Source organism: Pseudoalteromonas sp. US3C1013 (assembly GCF_048401115.1).
GTDB lineage: Bacteria > Pseudomonadota > Gammaproteobacteria > Enterobacterales > Alteromonadaceae > Pseudoalteromonas > Pseudoalteromonas undina.
Genome location: NZ_CP183075.1, coordinates 1748984 through 1772060, shown reverse-complemented (window position 1 = coordinate 1772060; position 23077 = coordinate 1748984). Strand labels below are relative to the sequence as shown.

The 23077-nt window shown below is 39.4% G+C and carries 17 protein-coding genes, 1 pseudogene and 1 riboswitch; of the genes and pseudogenes, 11 read left to right on the top strand and 7 right to left on the bottom strand.

The window, feature by feature from the left end; genetic code table 11:
* The first annotated feature begins 139 nt into the window (after positions 1 to 139).
* Together nhaD and lysC are read left to right on the top strand one after the other, a co-directional pair.
* Positions 140 to 1387 (top strand): sodium:proton antiporter NhaD, encoded by a 1248-nt coding sequence (gene nhaD, locus ACNSN2_RS08240; protein WP_055012618.1) that lies wholly within the window; start codon positions 140 to 142, stop codon positions 1385 to 1387.
* 98 nt (positions 1388 to 1485) lie between these two features.
* A riboswitch (Lysine riboswitch) is annotated at positions 1486 to 1658 on the top strand.
* A 75-nt stretch (positions 1659 to 1733) separates the two neighbouring features.
* Positions 1734 to 3125, top strand: a complete 1392-nt coding sequence (lysC, locus tag ACNSN2_RS08235; protein WP_418606975.1) for a lysine-sensitive aspartokinase 3 — start codon at positions 1734 to 1736, stop codon at positions 3123 to 3125.
* Here the strand turns inward: lysC and ACNSN2_RS08230 are convergent.
* Positions 3099 to 3857, bottom strand: a complete 759-nt coding sequence (locus tag ACNSN2_RS08230; protein ID WP_418606974.1) for a 4'-phosphopantetheinyl transferase family protein — start codon at positions 3855 to 3857, stop codon at positions 3099 to 3101. The genes lysC and ACNSN2_RS08230 overlap by 27 nt on opposite strands.
* Before the next feature lie 166 nt (positions 3858 to 4023).
* On the opposite strand from ACNSN2_RS08230, the gene ACNSN2_RS08225 reads away from it, so the two are divergent.
* Complete coding sequence (locus ACNSN2_RS08225) at positions 4024 to 5346, top strand: sodium-dependent transporter (RefSeq protein WP_075169095.1); 1323 nt, start codon at positions 4024 to 4026, stop codon at positions 5344 to 5346.
* An 85-nt stretch (positions 5347 to 5431) separates the two neighbouring features.
* On the opposite strand, the gene ACNSN2_RS08220 is transcribed toward ACNSN2_RS08225, so the two are convergent.
* The gene (locus ACNSN2_RS08220) at positions 5432 to 6412 is read right to left on the bottom strand and encodes a 2-hydroxyacid dehydrogenase (RefSeq protein WP_418606972.1); all 981 of its coding nucleotides are present in this window, start codon (positions 6410 to 6412) and stop codon (positions 5432 to 5434) included.
* 62 nt (positions 6413 to 6474) lie between these two features.
* Complete coding sequence (locus tag ACNSN2_RS08215) at positions 6475 to 7014, bottom strand: glutathione peroxidase (RefSeq protein WP_109874516.1); 540 nt, start codon at positions 7012 to 7014, stop codon at positions 6475 to 6477.
* Positions 7015 to 7134: 120 nt separating this feature from the next.
* Here ACNSN2_RS08215 and ACNSN2_RS08210 point away from each other — a divergent pair, with 120 nt between their 5' ends.
* Positions 7135 to 8016 (top strand): NAD(P)-dependent oxidoreductase, encoded by an 882-nt coding sequence (locus ACNSN2_RS08210; RefSeq protein ID WP_109874517.1) that lies wholly within the window; start codon positions 7135 to 7137, stop codon positions 8014 to 8016.
* Positions 8017 to 8228: 212 nt separating this feature from the next.
* On the opposite strand, the gene sbcB is transcribed toward ACNSN2_RS08210, so the two are convergent.
* The gene (sbcB, locus tag ACNSN2_RS08205; protein ID WP_076918564.1) at positions 8229 to 9674 is read right to left on the bottom strand and encodes an exodeoxyribonuclease I; all 1446 of its coding nucleotides are present in this window, start codon (positions 9672 to 9674) and stop codon (positions 8229 to 8231) included.
* 250 nt (positions 9675 to 9924) lie between these two features.
* Between sbcB and ACNSN2_RS08200 the strand changes: the two are divergent.
* Positions 9925 to 10736 (top strand): annotated as a pseudogene (locus ACNSN2_RS08200) (alpha/beta fold hydrolase).
* Positions 10737 to 10907: 171 nt separating this feature from the next.
* On the opposite strand, the gene ACNSN2_RS08195 reads toward ACNSN2_RS08200, so the two are convergent.
* Positions 10908 to 13040, bottom strand: a complete 2133-nt coding sequence (locus ACNSN2_RS08195) for a pre-peptidase C-terminal domain-containing protein (RefSeq protein ID WP_418606970.1) — start codon at positions 13038 to 13040, stop codon at positions 10908 to 10910.
* 488 nt (positions 13041 to 13528) lie between these two features.
* Between ACNSN2_RS08195 and ACNSN2_RS08190 the strand changes: the two genes are divergently transcribed.
* Positions 13529 to 13867, top strand: coding sequence for a hypothetical protein (locus ACNSN2_RS08190; protein ID WP_010390319.1), 339 nt, complete (start codon positions 13529 to 13531; stop codon positions 13865 to 13867).
* On the top strand, positions 13860 to 15203 hold the full coding sequence (locus tag ACNSN2_RS08185; RefSeq protein WP_010390318.1) for an SPFH domain-containing protein: 1344 nt from the start codon (positions 13860 to 13862) through the stop codon (positions 15201 to 15203). Before ACNSN2_RS08190 ends, ACNSN2_RS08185 begins: the two co-directional genes overlap by 8 nt.
* Positions 15204 to 15279: 76 nt before the next feature.
* Here the strand turns inward: ACNSN2_RS08185 and ACNSN2_RS08180 are convergent, their stop codons facing one another.
* Entirely contained in the window at positions 15280 to 15525 is a 246-nt protein-coding gene (locus ACNSN2_RS08180) for a hypothetical protein (protein ID WP_054201077.1), read from the bottom strand.
* Positions 15526 to 15873: 348 nt separating this feature from the next.
* On the opposite strand from ACNSN2_RS08180, the gene ACNSN2_RS08175 reads away from it, so the two are divergent.
* Both ACNSN2_RS08175 and ACNSN2_RS08170 read left to right on the top strand, forming a co-directional pair.
* A complete protein-coding gene (locus ACNSN2_RS08175) occupies positions 15874 to 17172 on the top strand; it encodes a porin (protein WP_010390315.1) in 1299 nt (432 codons plus the stop codon).
* Between the two features lie 195 nt (positions 17173 to 17367).
* Positions 17368 to 18294, top strand: a complete 927-nt coding sequence (locus tag ACNSN2_RS08170; RefSeq protein ID WP_010390313.1) for a LysR substrate-binding domain-containing protein — start codon at positions 17368 to 17370, stop codon at positions 18292 to 18294.
* A gap of 67 nt (positions 18295 to 18361) precedes the next feature.
* On the opposite strand, the gene ACNSN2_RS08165 is transcribed toward ACNSN2_RS08170, so the two are convergent.
* On the bottom strand, positions 18362 to 20026 hold the full coding sequence (locus ACNSN2_RS08165) for a BCCT family transporter (RefSeq protein WP_021033099.1): 1665 nt from the start codon (positions 20024 to 20026) through the stop codon (positions 18362 to 18364).
* Positions 20027 to 20389: 363 nt separating this feature from the next.
* Here ACNSN2_RS08165 and ACNSN2_RS08160 point away from each other — a divergent pair, with 363 nt between their 5' ends.
* Both ACNSN2_RS08160 and ACNSN2_RS08155 read left to right on the top strand, forming a co-directional pair.
* A complete protein-coding gene (locus ACNSN2_RS08160; RefSeq protein ID WP_041708938.1) occupies positions 20390 to 21577 on the top strand; it encodes an aromatic ring-hydroxylating oxygenase subunit alpha in 1188 nt (395 codons plus the stop codon).
* Positions 21578 to 21579: 2 nt separating this feature from the next.
* Positions 21580 to 22998 (top strand): aldehyde dehydrogenase family protein, encoded by a 1419-nt coding sequence (locus tag ACNSN2_RS08155; protein ID WP_418606966.1) that lies wholly within the window; start codon positions 21580 to 21582, stop codon positions 22996 to 22998.
* Positions 22999 to 23077 lie beyond the last annotated feature (79 nt).

The window sequence follows — 23077 nt, the reverse complement described above, 5'->3', positions numbered from 1 at the left end:
TCGTTTTTGCGACGATTTAATAATAGTTTTTACACTCGCTTAGTGATAGTATCCGCGCCGAATATAGGCACATAGAGTGTGTACCTCTATTTTTTACATGGTTTCAATTTTTACTTAAACCCGAAGGTTGTTTAATATCATGGTTTCCTCGATTATCCTGACGCTGATAGCGATTGCATTCTTGCTTATCGTTATTGAGGATGTGATTCACGTAAACAAAGCCAAAACGACATTATTTTTTGGTACACTTTGTTGGATTATCTCCTTTATTTTTCCTCTTAATGGGCAAAGCCCTGAAACGATTCAAACCCTCCTTGACCACAATATTTTAGAAATTGCTTCCTTATGGCTGTTTTTAATGGCCGCAATGACCTTTGTTGCCTATTTAAACTCCAAGGGACTTATAGAAAATGTTGTGAACCGGATAATGCCAACCAGTATTAGTGAACGAAAGCTAATGTTTTTGGTAGGGTGTTTTGCATTTGTATTTTCATCTATCTCCGACAACGTAACAGCTACACTGATCTCCTTGGCTGTTATAATGTCATTAAAGCTTGAAGCCAAAAAACTAGTTAAGTACGCCACCTTAATTGTATTTGCAGTGAACTCAGGGGGTGTATCACTTATCACAGGTGATGTAACCACACTTATGATTTTCCTTGATGGTAAAGTAACAATTAGCAATTTATTACTGTTAATTGTGCCTGCATTATTAAGCGTATTATTACTGGCTACTTTATTATCAATTGGTATGAACAAGCAGTTAGAGTTTAAAAAGACTAAATTTAAACGCATTGAAAAAACCGACATTACTATCGCTGTTATTTTCTTCACTACGGTTATTTCTACCCTTACTTTAAGTGTTTTATATAGTGTGCCGCCGTTACTTACCTTTTTACTCGGCCTGTCTATTATGTTTTTAGTCGCACAATTTTTAATGCGCAAAAAAGATATCAATAAAGATATGATCGACTTTATACGTGACATAGAGTACGACACCTTACTGTTTTTCGTAGGTGTGTTATTACTTGTTGGCGCATTAAAAGAAGTGGGCGTGCTAAGCCAATTTACAAACCTGTATACAGTGATGGCGCCAGAGTACGCTAACTACTTAATGGGTATTTTATCGGCCGGTGTTGATAACGTGCCACTAACGGCTGCGTTACTAAAAGCCGACATTGTAATGAGTCAACAGCATTGGTTGTCGTTTACGTATGCAACCGGTGTGGGTGGTTCAATGCTGATCATTGGTTCGGCGGCTGGTATTATTGCTATGAGTAAGGTTAAAGAACTTACTTTTGCAAGTTACCTTCGTTTGTCGTTGTATTTGTTAGTGTGTTACACCTTTGGTTATGCTGGCTCTTACTTTATGGGTAGTTTTATTTGATTTTATAATAAAACGACTTGACAGCTAGACGTCTAAACGATAACTTTCAAAGCCGCACTCTTAGTGCGGTTTTGTTTTATTAGCCACAGGTTAATAATACATTCAGAAGAGGTGCGATACTTAGGTACTTAATGTGAGGCAACGACAGCCTGCGACCATTAAGGAGGGAAGTACTCGCCGAGGAAAATAATGGGTCGTTACCATTGTTTTTCGGTTTATGGGGCTGAATCCTCAAAACTGTCACCAATTTAGGTGGAGAGCTTCTGGCAGTAGATTTTTCTTATCTTTATTTCCTGCCAAGTTCTTCTTGTTTTATTGCGGTTTGGATGCCGCGAAAGGAGACGAAATGACTACCCAATCAGTGCCACAAAGTTCACAGTGCACAAAATCAGATTACATTGTTGCCAAATTTGGTGGCACCAGCGTTGCTAACTTTGAGGCGATGAGCCGTTGTAGCGAAATCATTGTAAACGATAACAGCGTTCGAATTGTTGCAGTGAGCGCCAGCGCCGGTGTAACTAATCACTTGGTGGCACTTTGTAAAGCCGATATTGATGCCGCTGAACGTCAGCAGCATGTTGACGGTGTACTTGCTATTCAGCAGGCAATTTTAACTGATCTGAACCTAGATAATGATTTAGCGCTTGGTTTTAATAACACCATCGATGAATTTCAAACACTAGCACATCAAATACTGACAACAAAGCAACAACACGATGAGCTACTTAGCTTTGGCGAGCGTTTATCGTCGTATTTATTTACTCAAGTATTGCGCTTAAAGGGCTTAAACTCGCAGCGTTTTGATGTTCGCCAGGTGCTTAAAACCGATAGCCAATTTGGTAAAGCTACGCCTAATGTAGCCGCCACAGCGCTTGCAGCTAAAGAGCATTTAATTCCTTTATTAGAGAGCACGGTTATTGTTACTCAGGGCTTTATTGGCAGCGATGAAAACAATGTAACCACCACACTGGGTCGCGGTGGCTCTGATTACAGTGCCGCCTTGTTAGCTGAAGCAATTAACGCTAAGAGTGTGCATATTTGGACCGACGTAGTGGGTATTTTTAGCACCGATCCGCGTTTGTGTGTAAAAGCCACACCTATTGCGCGTTTAAGCTTTGATGAAGCGGCAGAAATGGCCACTTTTGGCGCTAAAGTGTTGCATCCAGCTACAATTTTGCCAGCCAGTCGCAGCCATATAAATGTGTTTGTTGGCTCAAGCACAGAGCCAGAGCGTGGTGGTACTTGGATTGAACGTGAAAAATCGCAGCTACCAGGTATTCGTGCGGTCACGCAACGTAAAAACCAAATATTATTAACCCTTAAAAGCCCAGAAATGCTATTAGCGAGTGGTTTTTTAGCGCGTATTTTTACTATTTTAAGTGAATGTAATATTTCGGTAGACTTGGTTACTACCTCTGAAATTAGTGTAGCAATTACCCTTGATAATGCGCCTAATGCATCACGCCCAGAGCTAGATCAAGAGTGCTTAGATAAACTCGCTGAGTTTTGCCATGTATCGGTTGAGAACAATTTAACCCTAGTAGCACTTATTGGGTCTGAAATTGTATTGCGTCAGCACGAAATGAATTTAATGCAGGTGTTGAGCGAATTTAACATTCGTCTTATTTGCCATGGTGCGAGTAAACACAACCTGTGCTTTTTAGTTGAGCAAAGTGAGTCTGATGCTGTGGTTCAAGCTATTCATAGCCGACTACTTGAAGGCGAGCTTGCTGCTTAACGCTTTCAATGAGATAAATGAGCACCGCCAGTCGGTGCTTTTTTTTGCCACAACGCTTATATCAAACTGCTCGTTTACATCATTTGTTAATGTGGTGCTGGTTGCACTTAGTTGCCTGTTGCCAAGCTCACAAAATACATTAGGGCTTAATAGCTGGGCAATAGGGCGGCTGGTTGCTTTTGCTAATGCCTCTTTTAATGTCCAAAGTCTGAAAAATGTCGCCGCTTTAGCAGCTGTGCACGGTTGCTTAGTTATAAGTGCCACTTCTGCAGCATCATAAAAGTGCTTTGCGAGTTTTTCAAATGGTCGTTTTAAACTGATTTTTTCAATATCAAAACCAAATAGCGAATTATTAATATTTAGGGCCACGCCTACCAAACCATGAGAGTGTGACACACAGCAACTATAAACCTGGTTGTTATTTATATTTAGCTCAAGCTTACTGGTTTGTTGATTAAATTCAGAGCTGATTTTATCAAGCGTTATATCACTGCTGCTAGGTAATACACTTTTGACTAAATATTTTAGTAACAGCCGCGTTGCTACATATTCTTGTTTTGCTTGAGGCGTTTTACGACGCGCGATGACACTTAATTCAAACGGGCTTAAAAACTGTGTAAGTGTTAGCTCATCAACCTGCAATTGGCTGGCATCAAATAATAAAATGGTGTGGTTATTATTCTCAGCAAGCGGGGTGTGTAATAACTGATTGTCGAAGTAAGCTGAACTCATTATTGCTCGTTAAAAGTGAATACCGATTACATAGTTATCGTTATAAGCTGGATAGTTTGTGAGCGGTTGTTTGCTGTTATGCGCGCTAAGTACATTTTTATTACTCAGTCGCCCTTAAATATGGTTTAATTCACATTCGATAAAATAATAACAGATTTGTAGGTGTATGACACAAGTGCGTGATGGTTTTCAAAGTCGACTTGGTTTTGTATTGGCAGCAGCCGGTGCTGCGGTAGGTTTAGGCAATATATGGGGTTTTCCTACACAGGCTGCTAACCATGGTGGCGGCGCATTTTTATTGGTGTACTTTATTGTTATTTTTTTGCTAGCGCTTCCCGCGTTATACACCGAGCTGTATTTAGGCTACAAAGCCCAAGCTAATCCGGTTAAAGCCTTAGGCCAAGCATGGCAAGACCATGCGCCTAAAGTAGGCGCTGCTGCAGGTTATATAGGCTTAGCTGGCGCAATTGTCATGTTAAGCTTTTATTCAATAGTGGCAGGTTGGATGCTTTCTTACGCCATAGAGCCTATAACCACCTTTTTAGGTATGCAGAGCTTGAGTGAGTTTTTACATAGCGACTCTATGCTACGTAATTTTATATTTACGCCGCTGATGCTTATTTTAACCGCCAGCATTATTTTAAAAGGTGTTAAATCAGGAATTGAAACCTGGTCGCGCCGTTTAATGCCATTATTACTTGTTTTACTCGTTGGCCTAATTGCTTACATTGCTACCTTAGAGGGTGCCAGCGAAGGGTTTGCGGCCTATTTAGTGCCTGACTTTAGTAAAATACTCGACCCCGATTTAATTATTGCCGCAATGGGGCAAGCGTTTTTCTCATTATCACTGGGTGTGGGCTGTATGATGATTTATGGCTCTTATTTAAAGCCCGGTGCTAACTTACCAAAATTGACTGCAAGTGTTGCGTTACTCGACACCAGCGTGGCATTTTTAGCTGGACTATTAATTATACCGGCTATATATGTGGCGCAGTTCAATGGCGTTGAAGTATTTAGCAACGGCAAGCTAATTGGTGAAGGGCAGCTTATTTTTGCCATATTACCTGAGTTATTTGGCACCATGGGTGAAATTGGTTTATTGGTTGGCTTACTATTTTTTGTATTGATGTCGATTGCTTCAGTTACATCAACCATTTCATCGACTGAAATTCCTGTGGCTTTTTTAGTAGAAAACCACAGTGTTGATAGAACCAAAGCTACATGGGCCGTTAGCGCCATTGTATTTGTTTGTGCCAGTACTATTATTGTTAATTTTGATTGGCTATTTGGTTTGGTTATTATGGTATTTACCCAATACCAACTCCCGTTGATGGGACTGTTTTATTTTATTACAGTGGGCTGGTTATGGCAGCGTGGTAATAAGCTTCATCAAGCAAGTTCTGGTGCACATTATTGGTTTGCTCAGTACATTCGTTTTGTCTGCCCAGTGCTAATGACCTTAGTATTTGCAAACGTTGCGTTTGGCTAGAATACAACAACAACTCATGTGTTATTGATAACAAAAAAAGCGAACACTATATTTTGTTCGCTTTTTTGCTTTTTGTTTAGCCGCGCTATAGCACTTCGTTTGTAAAGCTATTTCCTTGAGTAACCTCAAATGCATTTTGTAAGGTGATATTGGCAATTTCTGTAAGTGCTTCTTGAGTAAAAAAGCCTTGATGGCCGGTGATCAATACATTTTTAAAGCTCACTAAGCGAGAGAAAATATCGTCTTGGTTTATATCGTCACTGTGGTTTTTAAAAAACAGCTCTGATTCTTGCTCGTACACATCAAGCCCTAAATAACCTAGTTTTTGTGATTTAAGTGCCTTAATACAAGCTTTACTATTAACCAATGCACCGCGCGAGGTGTTTATTAGCATAACCCCTGTTTTCATTGCTGCAAATGCGTCATCGTCAATTAAATGATGGGTGTGCTCGTTTAACGGGCAATGCAAAGAAATTATATCGCTTTGTGTAAGCAGGGTGTTTAAATCAGTAATTGTGTAATTACCTGCTTGTGCATTAGGATCGCATACTAAAATGTGAGCGCCAAAACCGGTTAATATATTACACAATGCTTGGCCAATTTTACCGCAGCCAATAATACCCACTGTTTTATTATGCAAGTTAAAGCCAAGTAAGCCGTTCAAGTCAAAATTGTCTTCACGTACGCGGTTATAAGCTTTATGGGTTTTACGGCTAAGCGTAAGCATAAGTGCAATACAATGCTCTGCGACTGCCTCAGGGCTGTAAGCCGGAACGCGCAGAACACGCATGCCATGCTGTTTAGCAGCGGCTAAATCTACATTATTAAAACCCGCACAGCGCAGTAAAATGGTGTTAACCCCAAATATAGCCAGTTGCTCAATAACCGCTTTATCTACCGAATCGTTTACAAATACGCATACCGCATCAAATTCTTTAGCTAAAACCGCAGTGTGCATCGATAAACTTTGCTCAAAATAGGTAATAGCGATGTTAGAAAAGCCAGTTAAGCTTTGTTCGAAAAAAGGGCGCTCGTATTTTTGAGCACTAAAAAAAGCAATCTTCATTTATTACAATCCAACTAATCTAGTTACATCAACCATAAACCATTTTTATTATACATGCCTTATCACTTTAATATTGCTGTGGTATTAAAGCGACTATTTGCTGTTTTTATAATCGGTGTTGCCTCTAAACTACTTCTAATTACACTATGAAGTGACTCCGGTTTAGTGCGCGGCGCATAACGTGCAATTAGTTGTCCTTGGGCATTAACTAAAAACTTAGTAAAGTTCCACTTTATTGCACGGTTTTGTGCAATTCCACGCGTATGTGATTTTAAATAACTAAACAAGGGGTGAGTATCGGGGCCGTTCACCATGACTTTATCAAATACTTCAAAATTAATCGCAAAGTGTTTTTGATAGTAGTCTTTAATTGCCATACCCTCTAATGGTTCGTTTTTATCAAACTGATTACATGGAAAGGCCAGAATAGTAAACCCATCGCTTTTGTATTGTTGGTATAGCTTTTCAAGCGCACATAATTGCGCCGAAAAATGACATTTGCTTGCTGTATTTACAATAAGAACCGTTTTTCCTTTTAACTGGCTCAAAGGAAAATCACTGTTATTACAAAGTAGTGCGTTAAATTGATAAATGCTATCCATAGATTACCTACCTAATTTCCTTATGCGGGAAATTTTAAAAGACTTTCATTCGCTTTTTTAGCGGCCGATTGACATAATCGAGCTTATGTTTCTAAGTTATCAGTTAAATAGGTCATTTTTATGTCAGTTAAAATTGCATTTATAGGTTTAGGCGTAATGGGTTACCCAATGGCGGGGCATTTAGCAAAAGCAGGGTACAGCGTATGTGTTTATAACCGCACAGCAGCTAAAGCACAAAAATGGGTCGAAGATTTTAACGGCAGCTTTGCACCTACTCCGCGTGAGGCAGCAAGCGGTGCCGATATGGTGTTTATGTGTGTAGGTAATGACGACGATTTACGTTCAGTAGTATACGGTAATGACGGTGTGCTAGCAGGCATGCACGAAAACACAATTTTAATCGACCACACAACTACCTCAGCAGAAGTGGCACGTGAAGTTGCGGCAAAAGCGGCTTTACAGCATATCGACTTTATTGATGCGCCGGTATCGGGCGGTCAAGCTGGCGCTGAAAATGGGGTGTTAACCATAATGGCGGGTGGTAACGAAGCGGTATTTGCTAAAGCACAACCTATCATGGCGGCATTTAGCCGTTTTAGTCAGCTTTTAGGCGAAGCGGGCTCAGGGCAATTATGTAAAATGGTTAACCAAATTTGTATTGCAGGTGTAGTGCAAGGGTTAGCTGAGGGCTTACATTTTGCCAAACAAGCGGGGCTTGATGGCGAAAAAGTAATAGAAACCATTTCTAAAGGCGCTGCTGGTTCGTGGCAAATGGAAAACCGCTACAAAACAATGTGGGCAGGTGAGTACGAATTTGGTTTTGCTGTAGATTGGATGCGCAAAGATTTAGGCATTGCACTAGATGAAGCTAAAAATAACGGTGCAACACTGCCAATGACCGCCACGGTTGATCAATATTACGCTGATGTACAGGCTCTCGGTGGCGGACGATACGATACTTCAAGCTTATTAGCACGTATCGAAGCAATGCATAAAAAGTAATGTAATTGGTAAAAGTAAATTATCCACAAAGAGGATAAGAGACGCAGCGCTTTTAGAGGAAGTGATAAACATAAAAAATGAATGTTGGTTTTATGTTTTCTCATTTACCTCTCTTGTTGAGATAGTTTTTTGGTTTTTTACCTAGTAACAAAAAACGCGACACTTTTTTGCTAAAGGGTCGCGTTTTTATGCATTATATAAACTACAGTAAATTACATGCTTTGCGCGTAGTTATATAAGGCTTTTAAAATTGTAAGATTTTTTTCGCTGTCATCATGTTCATGCGCTAAGTTTTCAAGGGTGATCATAAAATCTTGTGCGCTGATTGATGGCTGATCTTCGCCATGCATTAACTTGCTTTGGCAATATTGACGCCATTGATCAAGCTCTTGCTGGTTTAGTGTTTGTGGCCAGTTACGGGCGCGGTATCTAAACAGCAAAGTATTAAATTTAGGATCTTCAAATTCAAGCTTTAAACTTGCTAAGTCTTCAGGCTTTGCATCACGAATAATCGCAAATTTAGCTTTATCAGCATGGCTAGTAAAGCCATCATATAATAAGTAATCTACGTTCGTGGTCGCGCTGTAATCGCCTTGCTCATTAAATACCTCAGTGACTTTATCGCGAAGCTCAGTATTGGCTTTTAAAATGGCTAAATTAGCCAAGCATTGTTCACGGTCAATACCCAAGCGAGCAGCGTTTTCAGGCAGTAGCGTTTTAGCTGGCGCTAAAATAGGGCACTTATTTAAATGCACTAATTTTAAACCTACGGGTAAATCACCTTCCGCTAAATCTATACGTTTGGTGTATAAGCGTTTACGTAATTCTTCCACATTTAAATCAAGTAATACCTGCGGGTTTTGGGTTAAATCAAAACAAATAACTGCGTTTTTATTTACCGGGTGAAAACTCATTGGTGCAACCCAAGTAGTACAGCCTTGGGTAGCTGGAATGCGAGACGAAGTGTGCACTAATGGGGTCATATTAAACACATCAACCATTTCAGCGAGTGCTTTTTTACCGCGAAGACTAAAAAAGAACTGATACAGTTTAGGTTGCTTCTCTTTAATTAGTTTTGCCAAGGCAATGGTGGCCGTTACATCACTTAATGCGTCGTGCGCAGCGGCATGTTCAATACCATTAGCAACAGTTAAATGCTCAAGCTTAAAGCTAGGGCTGCCATCTTCTTTTAACGGCCATTCAATACCCTCAGGGCGCAGTGCATAGCAGGCACGCACTAAATCTATAATATCCCAACGACTGTTATTGTTTTTATATTCACGTTCGTACGGGTCGTAAAAGTTACGATAAAAGCTATATCGGCTTACTTCATCATCAAAGCGAATACTGTTATAACCAGCCACACAGGTATTGGGTACGCTAAATTCTGCATGAATTTTAGCAATAAATTCAGCCTCAACTAAGCCTTTTTGCATCGCCACTTGTGGGGTAATACCGGTAATTAAACACGCTTCAGGATGGGGTAAATAATCAGCCTGTGGTTTACAGTACTCAATAAGCGGCTCGCCAATAATATTTAAATCAAGATCGGTGCGTACACCGGCAAATTGGCTCGGCTTATCTTTTTGTGGGCTTGCCCCCCAGGTCTCGTAGTCGTGCCAATAGATTGTTGCTTGATTTTGCTCTTGATAAGCCATTAAAAAACCCTATAAGTTAGCTTGAAACGGTTTATATACCGCCAAGTTACTAAATTTATGAATTATTTAGATTATGGCATAGGGTCACAGAGGTTTATAGGTTTGAATAGGGAAATCTATTAGTCAAAACACGATTTAAGAGTGATTGAAGTGATTATTTATTTTAAAGAGTATGTGATAGAGAAATTATTTATAAACATAGTGCTTAATGTTATAAACTTAAGCCAACACTCCATATTCTTTTAACAATATGAAACTAATAATAAAAACGATTCTATTTTGGGTATTAATCACCTCAACCGCTGTGTTTGCTGAGCTTGCTAAAGTTAAAGTAAATGGCTTTGATATTGAATATGAAATGGCGGGTAGTGGCAAACACACTATTTTACTCGAGGCGGGTGGCTCTGCAGGGCTTAGTGATTGGGATCCCATTTATAACTCGCTTACTAAGTATGCAAAAGTAATTCGCTATTCTCGAATTGGCAATGGCGGCTCTTCGCAAATAAAGAAAAACTATAGCTCAGAGCAGTATGCTACTGAGGCTTTATTATTACTCAAAGCGCTAAAAATTGATGAACCAGTAGTTTATGTGGCGCATTCTTATGGTGCTTATATCGCAAGGGTATTTGCAGCAAGTTACCCCGATAACATTAAAGCGTTAATGTTAATTGAACCCGCCTCAGAGCATGATGTTGATATTATGCGTAAGATTGATTTACCGCGCGCTGAAAAAGAAATTGCCGCTATAAAACGTGATGATATGAAAAACGGCATGTCGAATCAGTATTTAGACTTTTGGTCGAAGCGACCTTTACCCGATTATCCACAAATAGCAGATATTCCCGTGACGGTTATTGCCTCAGTTAAAAAATATGAAAATCCATCGGTGTTATTTTTTACTGAAAAAGGGCGTGAAATGTGGGGAGAACTGCATTCAAACTGGGCTAATGCTTTTCCTCAAGGTGAGATAAAGCTAACGCGTAAAGTTACCACTATCCACAAAATGATGAGCCAGAAATGGTAGTTAAACAAGTTTTGAAGCTATTATCACGCACTCAATAGCGAGATCGGATTATGTTTTTTAATAACGACTAACTATGAGTTCTTTTTGTAATAGGTGGTATTCTTTATTTATTGTGATGTTTATTACGCCTGCATTAAAAGAGTAAATTAAACCCAAATAAAAAGCACTGCAGGTTCACTGCAGTGCTTTGTTTAGGGGAATGATATTAATTATTTTGCAGTTGCAACAAGCTTAACCCAATCGTAATTAGTGACACCTAACAAGCCGATTTGTAATGTCTGGCCTGAACTCACCTCTAAGATACAACTTTCATTGTTGTCTTTGTTGTTCGATAAGCAATCATATTGTGTTTTTGTTACCGCTGCATCCGCTCGAACATAGAGGTTAGTATTTCCCTCGCCACCCAATGTTTTTATGTTTACAGTGGTTGCGCCTGTAGGTACTACATAACTATAGCGCTGCCAAAAATCTGGAAATCCATAAGCACGAGATGTTAATACGCGAGTATCATTATCTGTAGGTGGTGCGCTATTTTCATAATTAGCCACGATAGTTACGTTTTGATAGCTGTTATACGCTTTAAGCATAATGTAAAAACGACCTTCTCCTTGACTTATATTACAGCTTTCATTGTTACCATTTCTAAATGGGCGGCAGTCGTAATTATTTGTGCTTGGCACTGTACTCTTTTTAACATAGAGGTCTGCATCACCTGAACCACCCGTTATGTCGATTGAAATGTTAGTGCTATTTGCAGGTACATCAATATAGTAAATAGTCTCTTGATTTAATGCTGCACTTTGGCCTGTTAATGCTTGCCCTTTAGTTAATTCAACTTCTGTTGGTGAGCCATTTGAAACACTAATCGTTTTGGTTAGCGTGTTTGTATTACTGTTACTATCTTGCACCGTAACAGAGACGTCGTAATCACCCTCAGATACAAAATTATGCACTACAGTTGCACCTGTATCGGTTTGATTATCGCCAAAGTTCCAACTATAGCTATTGATAGTACCTGCTGAGCTGGAGCTTGTTGCATCAAAATTACACTGTAATTGCTCACAGCTGTATTCAAAACGTGCGGTAGGTGGCAGTGGTGTATTACCGTCGTTATCGCCAACAGGCACTGTGTTATTAAAGTAAGTTGCGACTTGGGGCCAAATCTTACTTATTTTGGCGCCTTTATTGTAGCATCCGCCTAAATGATGAAGTGCAATAACACGATTACTTGATGCTGCAACAACAGGAGAACCAGAAGAGCCGCCTATAGTGTCACAATAGTATCCAATATCAGTATTACTTCCACGCCCATTCGTTGAGGGGGCATTAACTTGGCACAAACCATTGGTGTCTTGATCCGATTCTATCGACAGCTCCTTAGGATTACCTGAACCATGTTGCGGAATATAAATACGTTCACTTTGCTGTGCGTTTCGCACATCAAGCCCTAAGTAGCCAAACTGTTCAATATTGGCAAAGTCATTAACACTAAATAGGGTGTAATCTAACGTGTAGTCAGTTTTAAAAAACTCTTTACCTGTTACTTTTACAATAGTTTCTCTGGTTGTCCCATTACAACTTTTATTTTGGTAGTTAAACCACACTTCTGTAGAGGCAAGCTCAGATGCAGTCTCTATACAGTGGTTATTGGTAAATAACTTATTATCGCTGCCAACGCGCCAACCGGTACATAAGCTGCGTCCACCAATTACTAAGCGTGCTACCGGGCGGCTGCGGTCAAACTCTGTTGGGTTGGAATTAGCCCAACACTGCACGTCTTTGCGCTCATTAATACCGCAGGTAGACAAAGGGGCAGGTTTATTTTGTTGGTTGATATCTATATTGGCGCTTTCAGTGCCGTAATAATAGCTATCAATAACACCAAACTGGTGTTGCTGCTTACTGTTTTTTGGATCAGGGTAATATTCAATGATAACGCTGTCATTTGAAACCGACATAGAAGAAAATGAATGCACACCATCATCTCCGTTTAAGCTATCGATTGTTGCAGCGTCCATATTATTACTACTATATTCATAACGCTCTGAGTTGTCTTCGCTTCTAACGACTAACTTTGCGTCACCATTTAGATCTACTTGGCTAAAATGTAGCTTTATGTAATCAGCATTAGGGTGCGATACAGTTTGAGTAATTACAGGACCTTGTGTTGTTTCGATTGTAAATTGCCTAGAAAGATTTACATGGGTATTAGCGTGTTTGGCAATTGTGGTTTTTTTTGCTTCTTGAGTGTGTTGTAAAATAGTGAGCTCATCGATTGCAGCAAAACTGTATTGTGCATAGATAGCTGTAGCGAGCAATGCTGCGTATTTACATTTTTTCATCTTTATATCCTTTTTCACTAATAAGTGGTTTGATGTAACGTAAATGATCAACTGCATGCCCATATGATTTAATTTTGAGCAAATAATCAGTACCTAATTTACATACTAAGGGTAGGCCGCATTTTGATCTTCGCCAGAAAAAATTTAAATATTTTTAACTTTACTCGGAAACTATTGCATTTTTCACTTTGAAATCAGCTTATTTTAAAAAGGATAAATGGCTTAATATTCAATATGAAAGTTTGAACAGAAGATGTTTACCGTTGACTCTAAGCGGCTGTCACCCACACTCACTAAAAGTAACATTGTTGATGTTGAGACTTCAGATATTAAACTTTTCTATTTTAATTTTTACAAAAATATACAAGAGCCAAGTATTAATTCTGTTATTTGGGTCGTTATTCTGTAAAATTATCGGCTTAACATTTGTGATTTAATCGTTACATTTGTTGTTAGGGTTAATTATTCAATTAATATAAGCAGACGTTATGATTTTTTATATTATTGGGTTAAGTACGCTTGTTATTATTTTGTGTGTGGCGCTTTATGTGATTTACAGCAATGTACGTAAGAGTCGAGTAAGAAAGTCAAAAGAATATAATGTGTTATTTGATAAAGACACCATCATTGATGATCTTATTGCTCAACTTAGCGAGAAAAACCAAACCCAAGAAAACCAGGAAAAAACAATTAAAGGCAAACAAGAGATCCTTGCAACATTTATAGATTTGCATCGATCGGGTAGTTTTTGTGCGCATTTAAGCGAACAAGAAATTACGTATTTTGTAAAAAAGAAACTAAACATGGAGAGTACTAAAAATGGATAGCGAGCAACAAACAGTCGCTGAGGCAAAAAACACTTCATTTATGGCGCGTTTTGGTCGTCGTAATGTGATTTTACTAACATCCGTTGTTGTGGTGTTAGCAGTTATTGCAACATTAACTTCGCAGGTTATTTCATGGAATGAAGCCGATGAACGGTTAGTTCATCAGTCAGCTTTTACTGGTAATTTAACGGTAATAAATCAAGCGGGCCCTTACTTAAAAGCATTTGGTACCACATCTGCCTATAAAAAAGTTATTTCAATTAACTTTACCGGCGATAGCAGTGCAACAGCGAGTGCCATTGTACCACTCATTCCTATTCGATTCTTAGATACCACGACAGGTGGCGCCAGAGGAGTATCACGTTTTAGATTACCAGGTAATGTACCGGCAAGTGAGTCGGGCGCTTTACGTGGATTATTAAAAATTCATGAAGAATTTGGCTCCCAAGAAACCCTGATATCTAATCTTTTAATGCGTGCCACTACAGAAAATGTAAAAGCGTCGGCACGTATGATGTCGGTTGAGCAACATTATTCAGGTGGTAATGGTCAATTAAGCCAAGATTTTTCTGATCAACTGACTAATGGCATTTTTGTTACTGAGCAAATTATTAGTACTGGCGAGCGTGACAAGTCTGACGATTTAAGCAATTTAAGTAAGCAACAACGCGTTACCATTAACATAAAGAAAGATGCTGAAGGTAAGCCGCTGCGTAATGCACCTATTTTAGGCTCTTACGGCATCACGGTGGTTGATGCGAGTATTATTGATATTGATTACGAAAATAAGGTAAATGCGCGCTTAGAGGCGCAAAAGCAAGCTGCAGCAGATGAAGCGCTTGCAAGACAAAACCTTAAAAAGGCAGAGCAACAAGCACGTACAGAAGTTGCATTAGGCGAACAAGCGATTGCAAAGCAAAGAGCTGAGTCTGAAAAGCTAAAAATTAAAGAGCAAATTGATGCAGAGCGAATAAAAGCCAATGCGATTATTTCTGCACAACAGCGTGTCGCAGTGAAGGCTGAGCTTGCAAAAGAGCAAGAAGAAATTTTAAAACAGCAACGCTTAGAAGCTTTAGGCATGGATGTATTAGCTGAAGCACGTTTACGAGCAAAGTCAGCAGCACTTGATCCTAAATATGTGTTTGATGAAACACTTAAAGCAGAAGTTAAAATTCAAACGGCTTTATTTAATAGCTTAGGTAACAGCCGCTTAGTGCCTGAAATTGTTATAGGTGCGGGTCAAGGCGAACAAAACAATGGCTCTGAATTTATGCGTTTGTTGGCTGCAGATGCGGCTTTGAGTCTTAAAAAGCGTTTAGAAAAAGAGAAAAAATAAACGTTAAAAATCATTAAAAAGCCCTAGCTTTAATTGCTAGGGCTTTTTTTGTGGTATCGCTTTTTAAACGGTGAGATTAAAATTTAGGGCACAAAGCGTGGCTAAAGCCTTTTTCGGTTAGCAAAAAAGCGGCGCTTGGCGTCGAAAATATATATTCTTCATGAAGAAGAAAGGCGATTGTTCCTTTTATTTGCTCACCTTGATGATCTGAGGCATCGCTAATTAATTGTTCAGGATCTAACTGACTTGGAGTTGGAAAGTTATTATAAAGATGTTTAAAAATTAACGTAGCAATCGTGTTAAAGGTATCGTTATTTTTCATTTTTTGAGCGTCCTCAATTTATATATGTAGCAGCAAACTGGCTGTTTTAAATATGATTTCTCAAATAATAACACATTAAAAATAGGTACATGATCATCCTGCTATTTTTTAAGCTTTAATTTTGCAAGCTACTGCTTTTATTTATTAAAATGATGATTAATTGTCATGCTTACCCTGCTAAAAAGTAGTTTGTGTGTTGCTGGTGTGTTGCGCAAAATCATAAAGTGTAATTGAAGAGTTGTAAAAATACGTTATCATTGTAAAACAACATGTAAAATCAAGCAGGTACTTAGCTCACGCTGACCAAGTTCGAGTTAATAATATCAACAAGGCAAGCAAGGACAAATTATGACACCTATGAAACCTTTAGCACTAGCAGTGGCTATGGTTGTTTTTTCACATCAGGCACATGCAGATACAGATCTTGATAAAGTAAAGCAGCAATTAAGTAGCTTACAAAAACAAGTGGAAATGCTGCAAAAGCAACTTGCGAAAGCAGAGCAAAAAAGTGAAAAATCAATCGAACGCACCATTGAAGTGAAAGAAGATACAGCTGAAGTTAAAGTAGCTAAACATGAACACAAGCCTCAGGGAATTAAAGTTGGTGGTGCTGTTCGAACCAACTACAGCCATACTTCGTATGATGACGATAATAAAAATCGCGGCGGCGATTTTGACTTTGATATTTTTCGCTTAAATTTCTCAGGCGACGTTGGTGATGTAAAATTAAACGCTGAAATTCGCTTTTTTGATTATATGACCGCTGTTAAATACGCTTATGCAGCTTACGATTTTGCTGATGATTGGCAAGTTCAAGCAGGTATTACCAAGGTTCCTTTTGGTAACTGGCCATACAATTCACATAACTACTTTTTCAGCACTAACTATTATGTTGGCCTTGAAGACGACCACGATTTAGGGGTGTTATTTAAGCGTAAGATTGCTGATAACTGGCAGCTTGATTTGGGCTTTTTCAAAAATGATGAATTAGGTGGTGTTGATGGTTATGTAGATAACCGCAGCGATCGCTATTCTTACGACATTGTTGGCTTTAGAGAAGCTGGAGATGGTGTTTATGCTGAGCCAACTAATGCTATAGGCGAGTACAATACGTTCTCAGGTCGTTACGGCTACCATCTAGAACATGAAGGTGGTAAAACTGAAATAGGTGTGTCGGCACTCGCAGGTGGCTTGCATGATGGTGTTGACCGCGCAGGTGACTACAACGCGTGGGCATTACATTTAAACAGTAATATGGGCCCTTGGAACTTACAACTTCAACACGGTGAATACAACTACGATATTGATAACGTAAACCGTATTGCTGTGGGCGCTTACTCGTTTTACGACAGCATGGCGGCAGAGGCAACAATGTCGAGTGCAAACGTAGCATACAGCGTACCGGTACAATGGGGCGCGGTAACAAACTTACAGTTTTACAACGACTATAGTGCTATTTACGACAAATCAGACAACAGCAGAGATACGTGGATGAACGTAACCGGTTTCTCGGTAGCTGCTGGTGGTTTATTTACTTACTTTGACTTAGTTCATGGTAAAAATATGCCATTTGTTGGTGGTTCATTAGCGGGCGATAGCAGCGAAACTGAGCGTCGCTTTAACATTAATATTGGCTATTACTTCTAAACCAATATTCAAAGCACACGTCTACACATTGGGCGTGTGCTTATATGTCTTCACAAACTAATTAATTACCCACACTAAAACCCTTACCAAATTTGTAATTGATTAACTCAATGTTTAAAAATATATTCAGTACTTACTTTTACCTTCAATGGATTGGTTATTAGTTTCTTTGATAGAAACGCAGTAGGAAATTATATGAAAATTAGTCCATTACCACCGCTAAACAGTTTAGTTGCATTTGAAGCATCTGCTCGCCACCTAAGTTTTACTCTTGCAGCAAATGAGCTTAACGTTACTCAAGGTGCGATAAGTCGTCAAATACGACAGTTAGAAGAGTATTTAGGTAAAGCCTTATTTACTCGTGCAAGCCGCAGTATTCATTTAACCTCAGCTGGTCTGCAGTATTATCAGTCTATAAGTCGCTCCTTATTAGATATTGCAGATATAACAGGAGAGGTAAAAAAATGGCAAGGTGATAAAAAAGTAACCGTAGCTACAACTAATGCAATGGCATCATTGTGGTTATTGCCAAAAGTTGCTGAGTTTCAAAATCAATATGATGACATTGATTTGAGAATATTAGCGTCTGATAATGTAGTTGATTTAAACCGTTTAGAATGCGATTTAGCATTGTTTTTTTGTCGCACGCCTCCAGCTAATATGAAGGTGACCACTTTGTTTTGCGAAGAAGTGTTTCCAGTTTGTAGTCCTGGCTATCTTGAAAAAATTGGTAATCCGAACGATCCGAAAGATATTTTTAATAAAACAATTTTATTTTTAGATGAAACACAAATGGGATGGGTTAATTGGGATGAGTGGTTTGCAGGAGTAGGACTTGAGCAGATAGCTCCTAAAAGCCGCATTAACATAAATAATTACCCCATGTTGTTGCAAGCCTCAATTAATGGTCAAGGCATTGCATTAGCGTGGGGGTCTCTGGCTGATGAATACTTACAAAGTGGTGCATTAGTGCGTCCAACCGAGCATGTATTGGCCACTGAATCTAAGTTTTCTTTACTAGAGCCAGATAACGGTGGCCGCATACCTGCGAGTGTAAAGTATTTTAGAGAATGGTTATTAACACAACTTCCTGAAGAAGTAGGCGATACCGGTTTAGTATAAATTACATCGCAATAAAAAAACCCTGCTAAATAGCAGGGTTTTTGTTTATTAGTCTTATTATATTGATTTAGTGCTCCACAGGGCCATCCAGTTTTTCTTTACACGGATGTACGTGTTGCGGCAACATTGCCCATGGCTTTGGTTCACGGCGAATGCTATAAAACAAGGTAACACCCATCATTAAAATAAATATAGAAATAGGGAAGCCAATGATGATTGACGCATACTTTATTGCTTGCAGGCCTCCTGCATAAATAAGTACCCATGCAATAAGTGCAATAACTATACCCCATAAAATACGTATAGAGGTCGGTGGTTCAGTATCACCTGCAGCATCTAAAATACACAATATTAAGGTGCCCGAGTCGGCTGAGGTTATAAAATAAGTAGCAAGTAAGATACAGGCTAATACACTCAGTAATTTACCTAATAAGTTACTGTCTAAATTATCAAATAAGGTAAAGAGGGCACGTGTACTATCTGCTTTGGTTGCTTGTAATACAACACCACCACTAAAGGGTTCTGCGTTTGTTTCTGTAACTTGGTTTTGTGTTACAACGGTTTGTTGTTGTGCAGCAATACGTTCGTTTTGCTCCATTTTTAAGGCGCTACCACCAAATACGGAAAGCCAAATAAAGGCAATAACAGTTGGGGCTACCAAAGCACCACCAATAAGTTCGCGAATGGTACGTCCCTTTGAAATTCGCGCAATAAACATACCTACAAACGGTGCCCAAGTTAACCACCATGGCCAATAAAAAGCGGTCCAAGAGCTTTGCCATCCTGAGTCATTTTGCGAATCAGTCCACAGCCCCATCGAAATTAAATTTTGTACATAATTCCCTGATGTTTCCATAAATACATTTAAAATATAACGGGTCGGACCCACTGCAAGTACTATCAATACTAATAGTAACGACAGCAACATATTCCATTGTGAGAGTAGCCGTATTCCTCTACCAACGCCCGATAAAACCGAGCCTACAGCAATGGTACATAGCACAATAATAAGCACAGTTTGAGTAACAAGGCTAACCTCTATCCCAAACGTTTGTTGTAATCCAGAGTTAATTTGAATAACTCCAAGGCTCAGGGTTTGCGCGATGCCGAAGGCTGTAACGGCTACCGTGATAATATCGGCAACATGTCCTATAGGGCCATAAATTCTATCGCCCACCAGTGGGTGTAAAATAGAGCGAAAGGTAAAAGGAAGGCCTTTACGGTAAGAAAAATAAGACAAGGCTAAGGCAACTATTACAAAAAGCGACCACGGATGGAGTCCCCAATGGTAAAAAGTAAGCTGCATTGACATTGACGCTGCTTCATTGGTTAATCCCTCGGTGAATGGGTTTGCAGCATAGTGCCACATGGGTTCTGCTACAGACCAAAAAACCAGTCCAATACCCATCCCCCCAGAAAATAACATGGCTATCCATGCCCAAAAACTAAATTCAGGCTGATCGTCGTCATTTTCGCTCAGTCGAATATGGCCATATCGACTTACCATCAAATAAAGTAAAAAACCAACGACTAAAGTTACTAAGCCAATAGAAAACCATTTCATATTGTAGAGTAAAAAAGTCGAAAGGCTTTCAAAATACTGCCCTGCTTTATTTGCAAGTATGACTATGAATAAAATAAAGGCGATTAGAATTACCTTCGATGCGATTGTCACCGTCGGATTTAATCCCTTTAAAAAACCAGACTTAGCCAAAATTACGGATTTTTTCATGTGTGTGCTCCGTTGTCTTTTTTGTTGTTGTTAAATAAGTGGTAAGAAACTAAAAAATTAACCGGCAATTTACAAATGATTAATCCTCATCAATCCATGAGCTTTGCTTATGCGATGTTACCGCTTATTTATAACCAGTAAGCAATATTTATATTATTGCACTCTTAACCATTACAAAAACTCATGAGTGAGATGCTAAATTATCGTTTGTTTAGTGCTTTGTTGTTAATCAAAATCAACACATCTGATAACAGAATGTTGTTACGGGTTTGGGGCGTGAGGTTAATGTTAAAACTATGGGTTTTAATTATTGAACTTTGCTCTTTAAATTTTTTTAAAACACACACCGTTCGGAGAATGAGCATGGGCACTGTAAAACAAACAATAATTCCTATTAAGCAAATTGATCGTGTACTAAACCCGATACATGAAGCAACAGGTATGCCTAACGAGGCATATACCAATCCTGAGTACTTTAATTTTGAACGTGATCATGTTTTTAGTAACACATGGGTGTGCGTTGGTTTTGCATCAGATTTAATCAAAAACGGTTATGTTATGCCAATTGATTTTATGGACTTACCTTTATTAATGATGAAGAGTCGCCAAGGCGAAGTGCAGGTATTTCATAATGTGTGTAGCCATCGAGGGATGAAGTTAGTACATGAAGCAGGAGAAGTGCAAGGCATGATCCGCTGCCCTTATCATTCATGGACCTATGATTTAAATGGAAGCTTAAAAGGCACTCCACATTTAGGTGGCATCGGTAAGCATAACGATGAACGTTTTGCATGTGAAAAGCATGGGCTAAAAGCAATCCGCTCAGCTATTTGGATGGATATGGTATTCATTAATCTATCTGGCGAGGCGAGTTCTTTCGATGAACATATAGCTCCTTTAACACAGCGTTGGCAAGAGTTTTTAGGTGACGATGGTTTGAGTTTATTACGTCGTGCAAATATGGGCGGACACTTAGAAATTGAAGTAAAAAGTAACTGGAAGTTAACCATAGAAAACTTCTGTGAAGCCTATCATTTACCTTGGGTACATCCAGCGTTAAATACTTATTCTAAATTAGAAGATCACTACAATATCATGTTCGATGAGCGTTTTTCTGGTCAAGGTAGCTATAAATATAACCTTTCTGATACTGCTGGTACACACTTACCAAAATTCCCAAGCTGGCCTGAGGAAAAGCTACGCCATGCTGAATATGTTGCTTTATTTCCAAATGTACTTATTGGTATTCAAGCTGATCACGCTTTTGCAATGATGATCGACCCAATTAGTACAGATAAAACTATCGAACGTTTACGTATTTTCTATATTAGTGATGAGGCAACTAAAGATGAGTATGCGGCGTGTCGTACTGCAACACTTGAATCATGGCGTGTCGTGTTTGGTGAAGATATTGGCGCAGTTGAAGGAATGCAGCAAGGACGGTACTCACCTGGTTTTGGTGGTGGGGCTTTTTCACCTGAAATGGATACACCAACACACTTCTTCCAAATTTGGCTTGCCAAACAAGTGAAATCTGTGACGGAGGCTTAATTATGACTCATTATCTTAACTTCATTAATGGCCAGTGGTGTGATTCTCACACTCATATTTCGGTAATAAACCCTGCGACAGCTCAGGAATATAGCACGATTGCAAGTGCCAGTGTTGATGATGCAAACAATGCGATGCTAGCCGCCAGACAATGTATAAGCCGTGGACTATTGAGCGATGTACGCCCAGCTGTGCGCACAACGTGGATGCTTGATGCAGCAAAAGCTATCAAAGAGATAGCTGATGAAGGTGCTTTAGCTCTGTGCAGAGAAAACGGTAAAACCTTAGCGGATGCAAAAGATGAATTCTTAGAGGCTGCTCGTTATTTTGAATACTATGGCGGCATGGCTGACAAACTCGAAGGTACGTCGATTCCTTTAGGTAAAAACTATATTGATTTTACGCAATATATCCCTATGGGTGTATCAGTACAAATTGTACCTTGGAATTTCCCAGTTTCAATCTGTGCTCGCTCTTTAGCTCCAGCGCTGGCGGCGGGTAATGCAGTAGTCATTAAGTCACCCGAAATTTCGCCTGTTGGTATGGTGTATTTAGTCAGAGCACTCGAAAGTGTTGGCTTTCCAAGAGGCGCTATTAACCTGTTGTGTGGTAAGGGTTCAGTAGTGGGGAGCCACCTAGTTGAGCATAATGATGTTAATCAAATTGTTTTTACCGGTTCAGTGCCCACTGGGCAACGTATTCTAAAAGGTGCAGCTGAGCGTGCAACACCTTCTGTAATGGAATTGGGTGGTAAATCTGCAGCTATTGTTCTTAAAGATGCGGCTACTGAGAAAGTTATCAGCAGTGTGCAAACAGGTATTTTCTTTAATGCTGGACAAGTGTGCTCTGCAATGTCGCGTTTACTGGTAGATAAAGCGCGTTACGAAGAGATTAAATCGGCAGTGGTTACTATGGCTGAAAATTTAGTAATCGGCTCAGGTGAAGAGCAGGCCGATTTAACGCCCGTGGTTTCTCAAGCTCAACAAATCAGTGTATTGGCAATGATTGAACAAGCTAAAAAAGAGGGGGCAACTATTTTATGTGGTGGCTATGCTCCTGATTTGGCAGGTTACTATGTTGCTCCAACTGTGATCGAAGCAACCCCTGATATGTCCATATCTCAACAAGAAGTATTTGGCCCTGTATTGGTTATTATGCCATTTGAAGATGAGCAACAGGCTGTAAAAATAGCTAATGGCACTGAATTTGGTTTAGTAGCAGGTGTGTTTGGTGAAGCACTTAACCAAACATTACAAGTGGCTCAGCAACTTCGTGGTGGACAAGTTTTTATAAATGAATGGTTTGCCGGTGGCATAGAAACGCCATTTGGCGGAGTTGGATTGTCTGGCTTTGGTCGAGAAAAAGGTCAAGAAGCCATCTACAACTACATGCAAACACGCAATATTGCTATACGTTTATAACGAGTGGCAACGACTCAGTTTATAAAACTTACGGTTTATCTATTTGTGACTTTCTGCAGTAGATAACCCACAGGGTTAA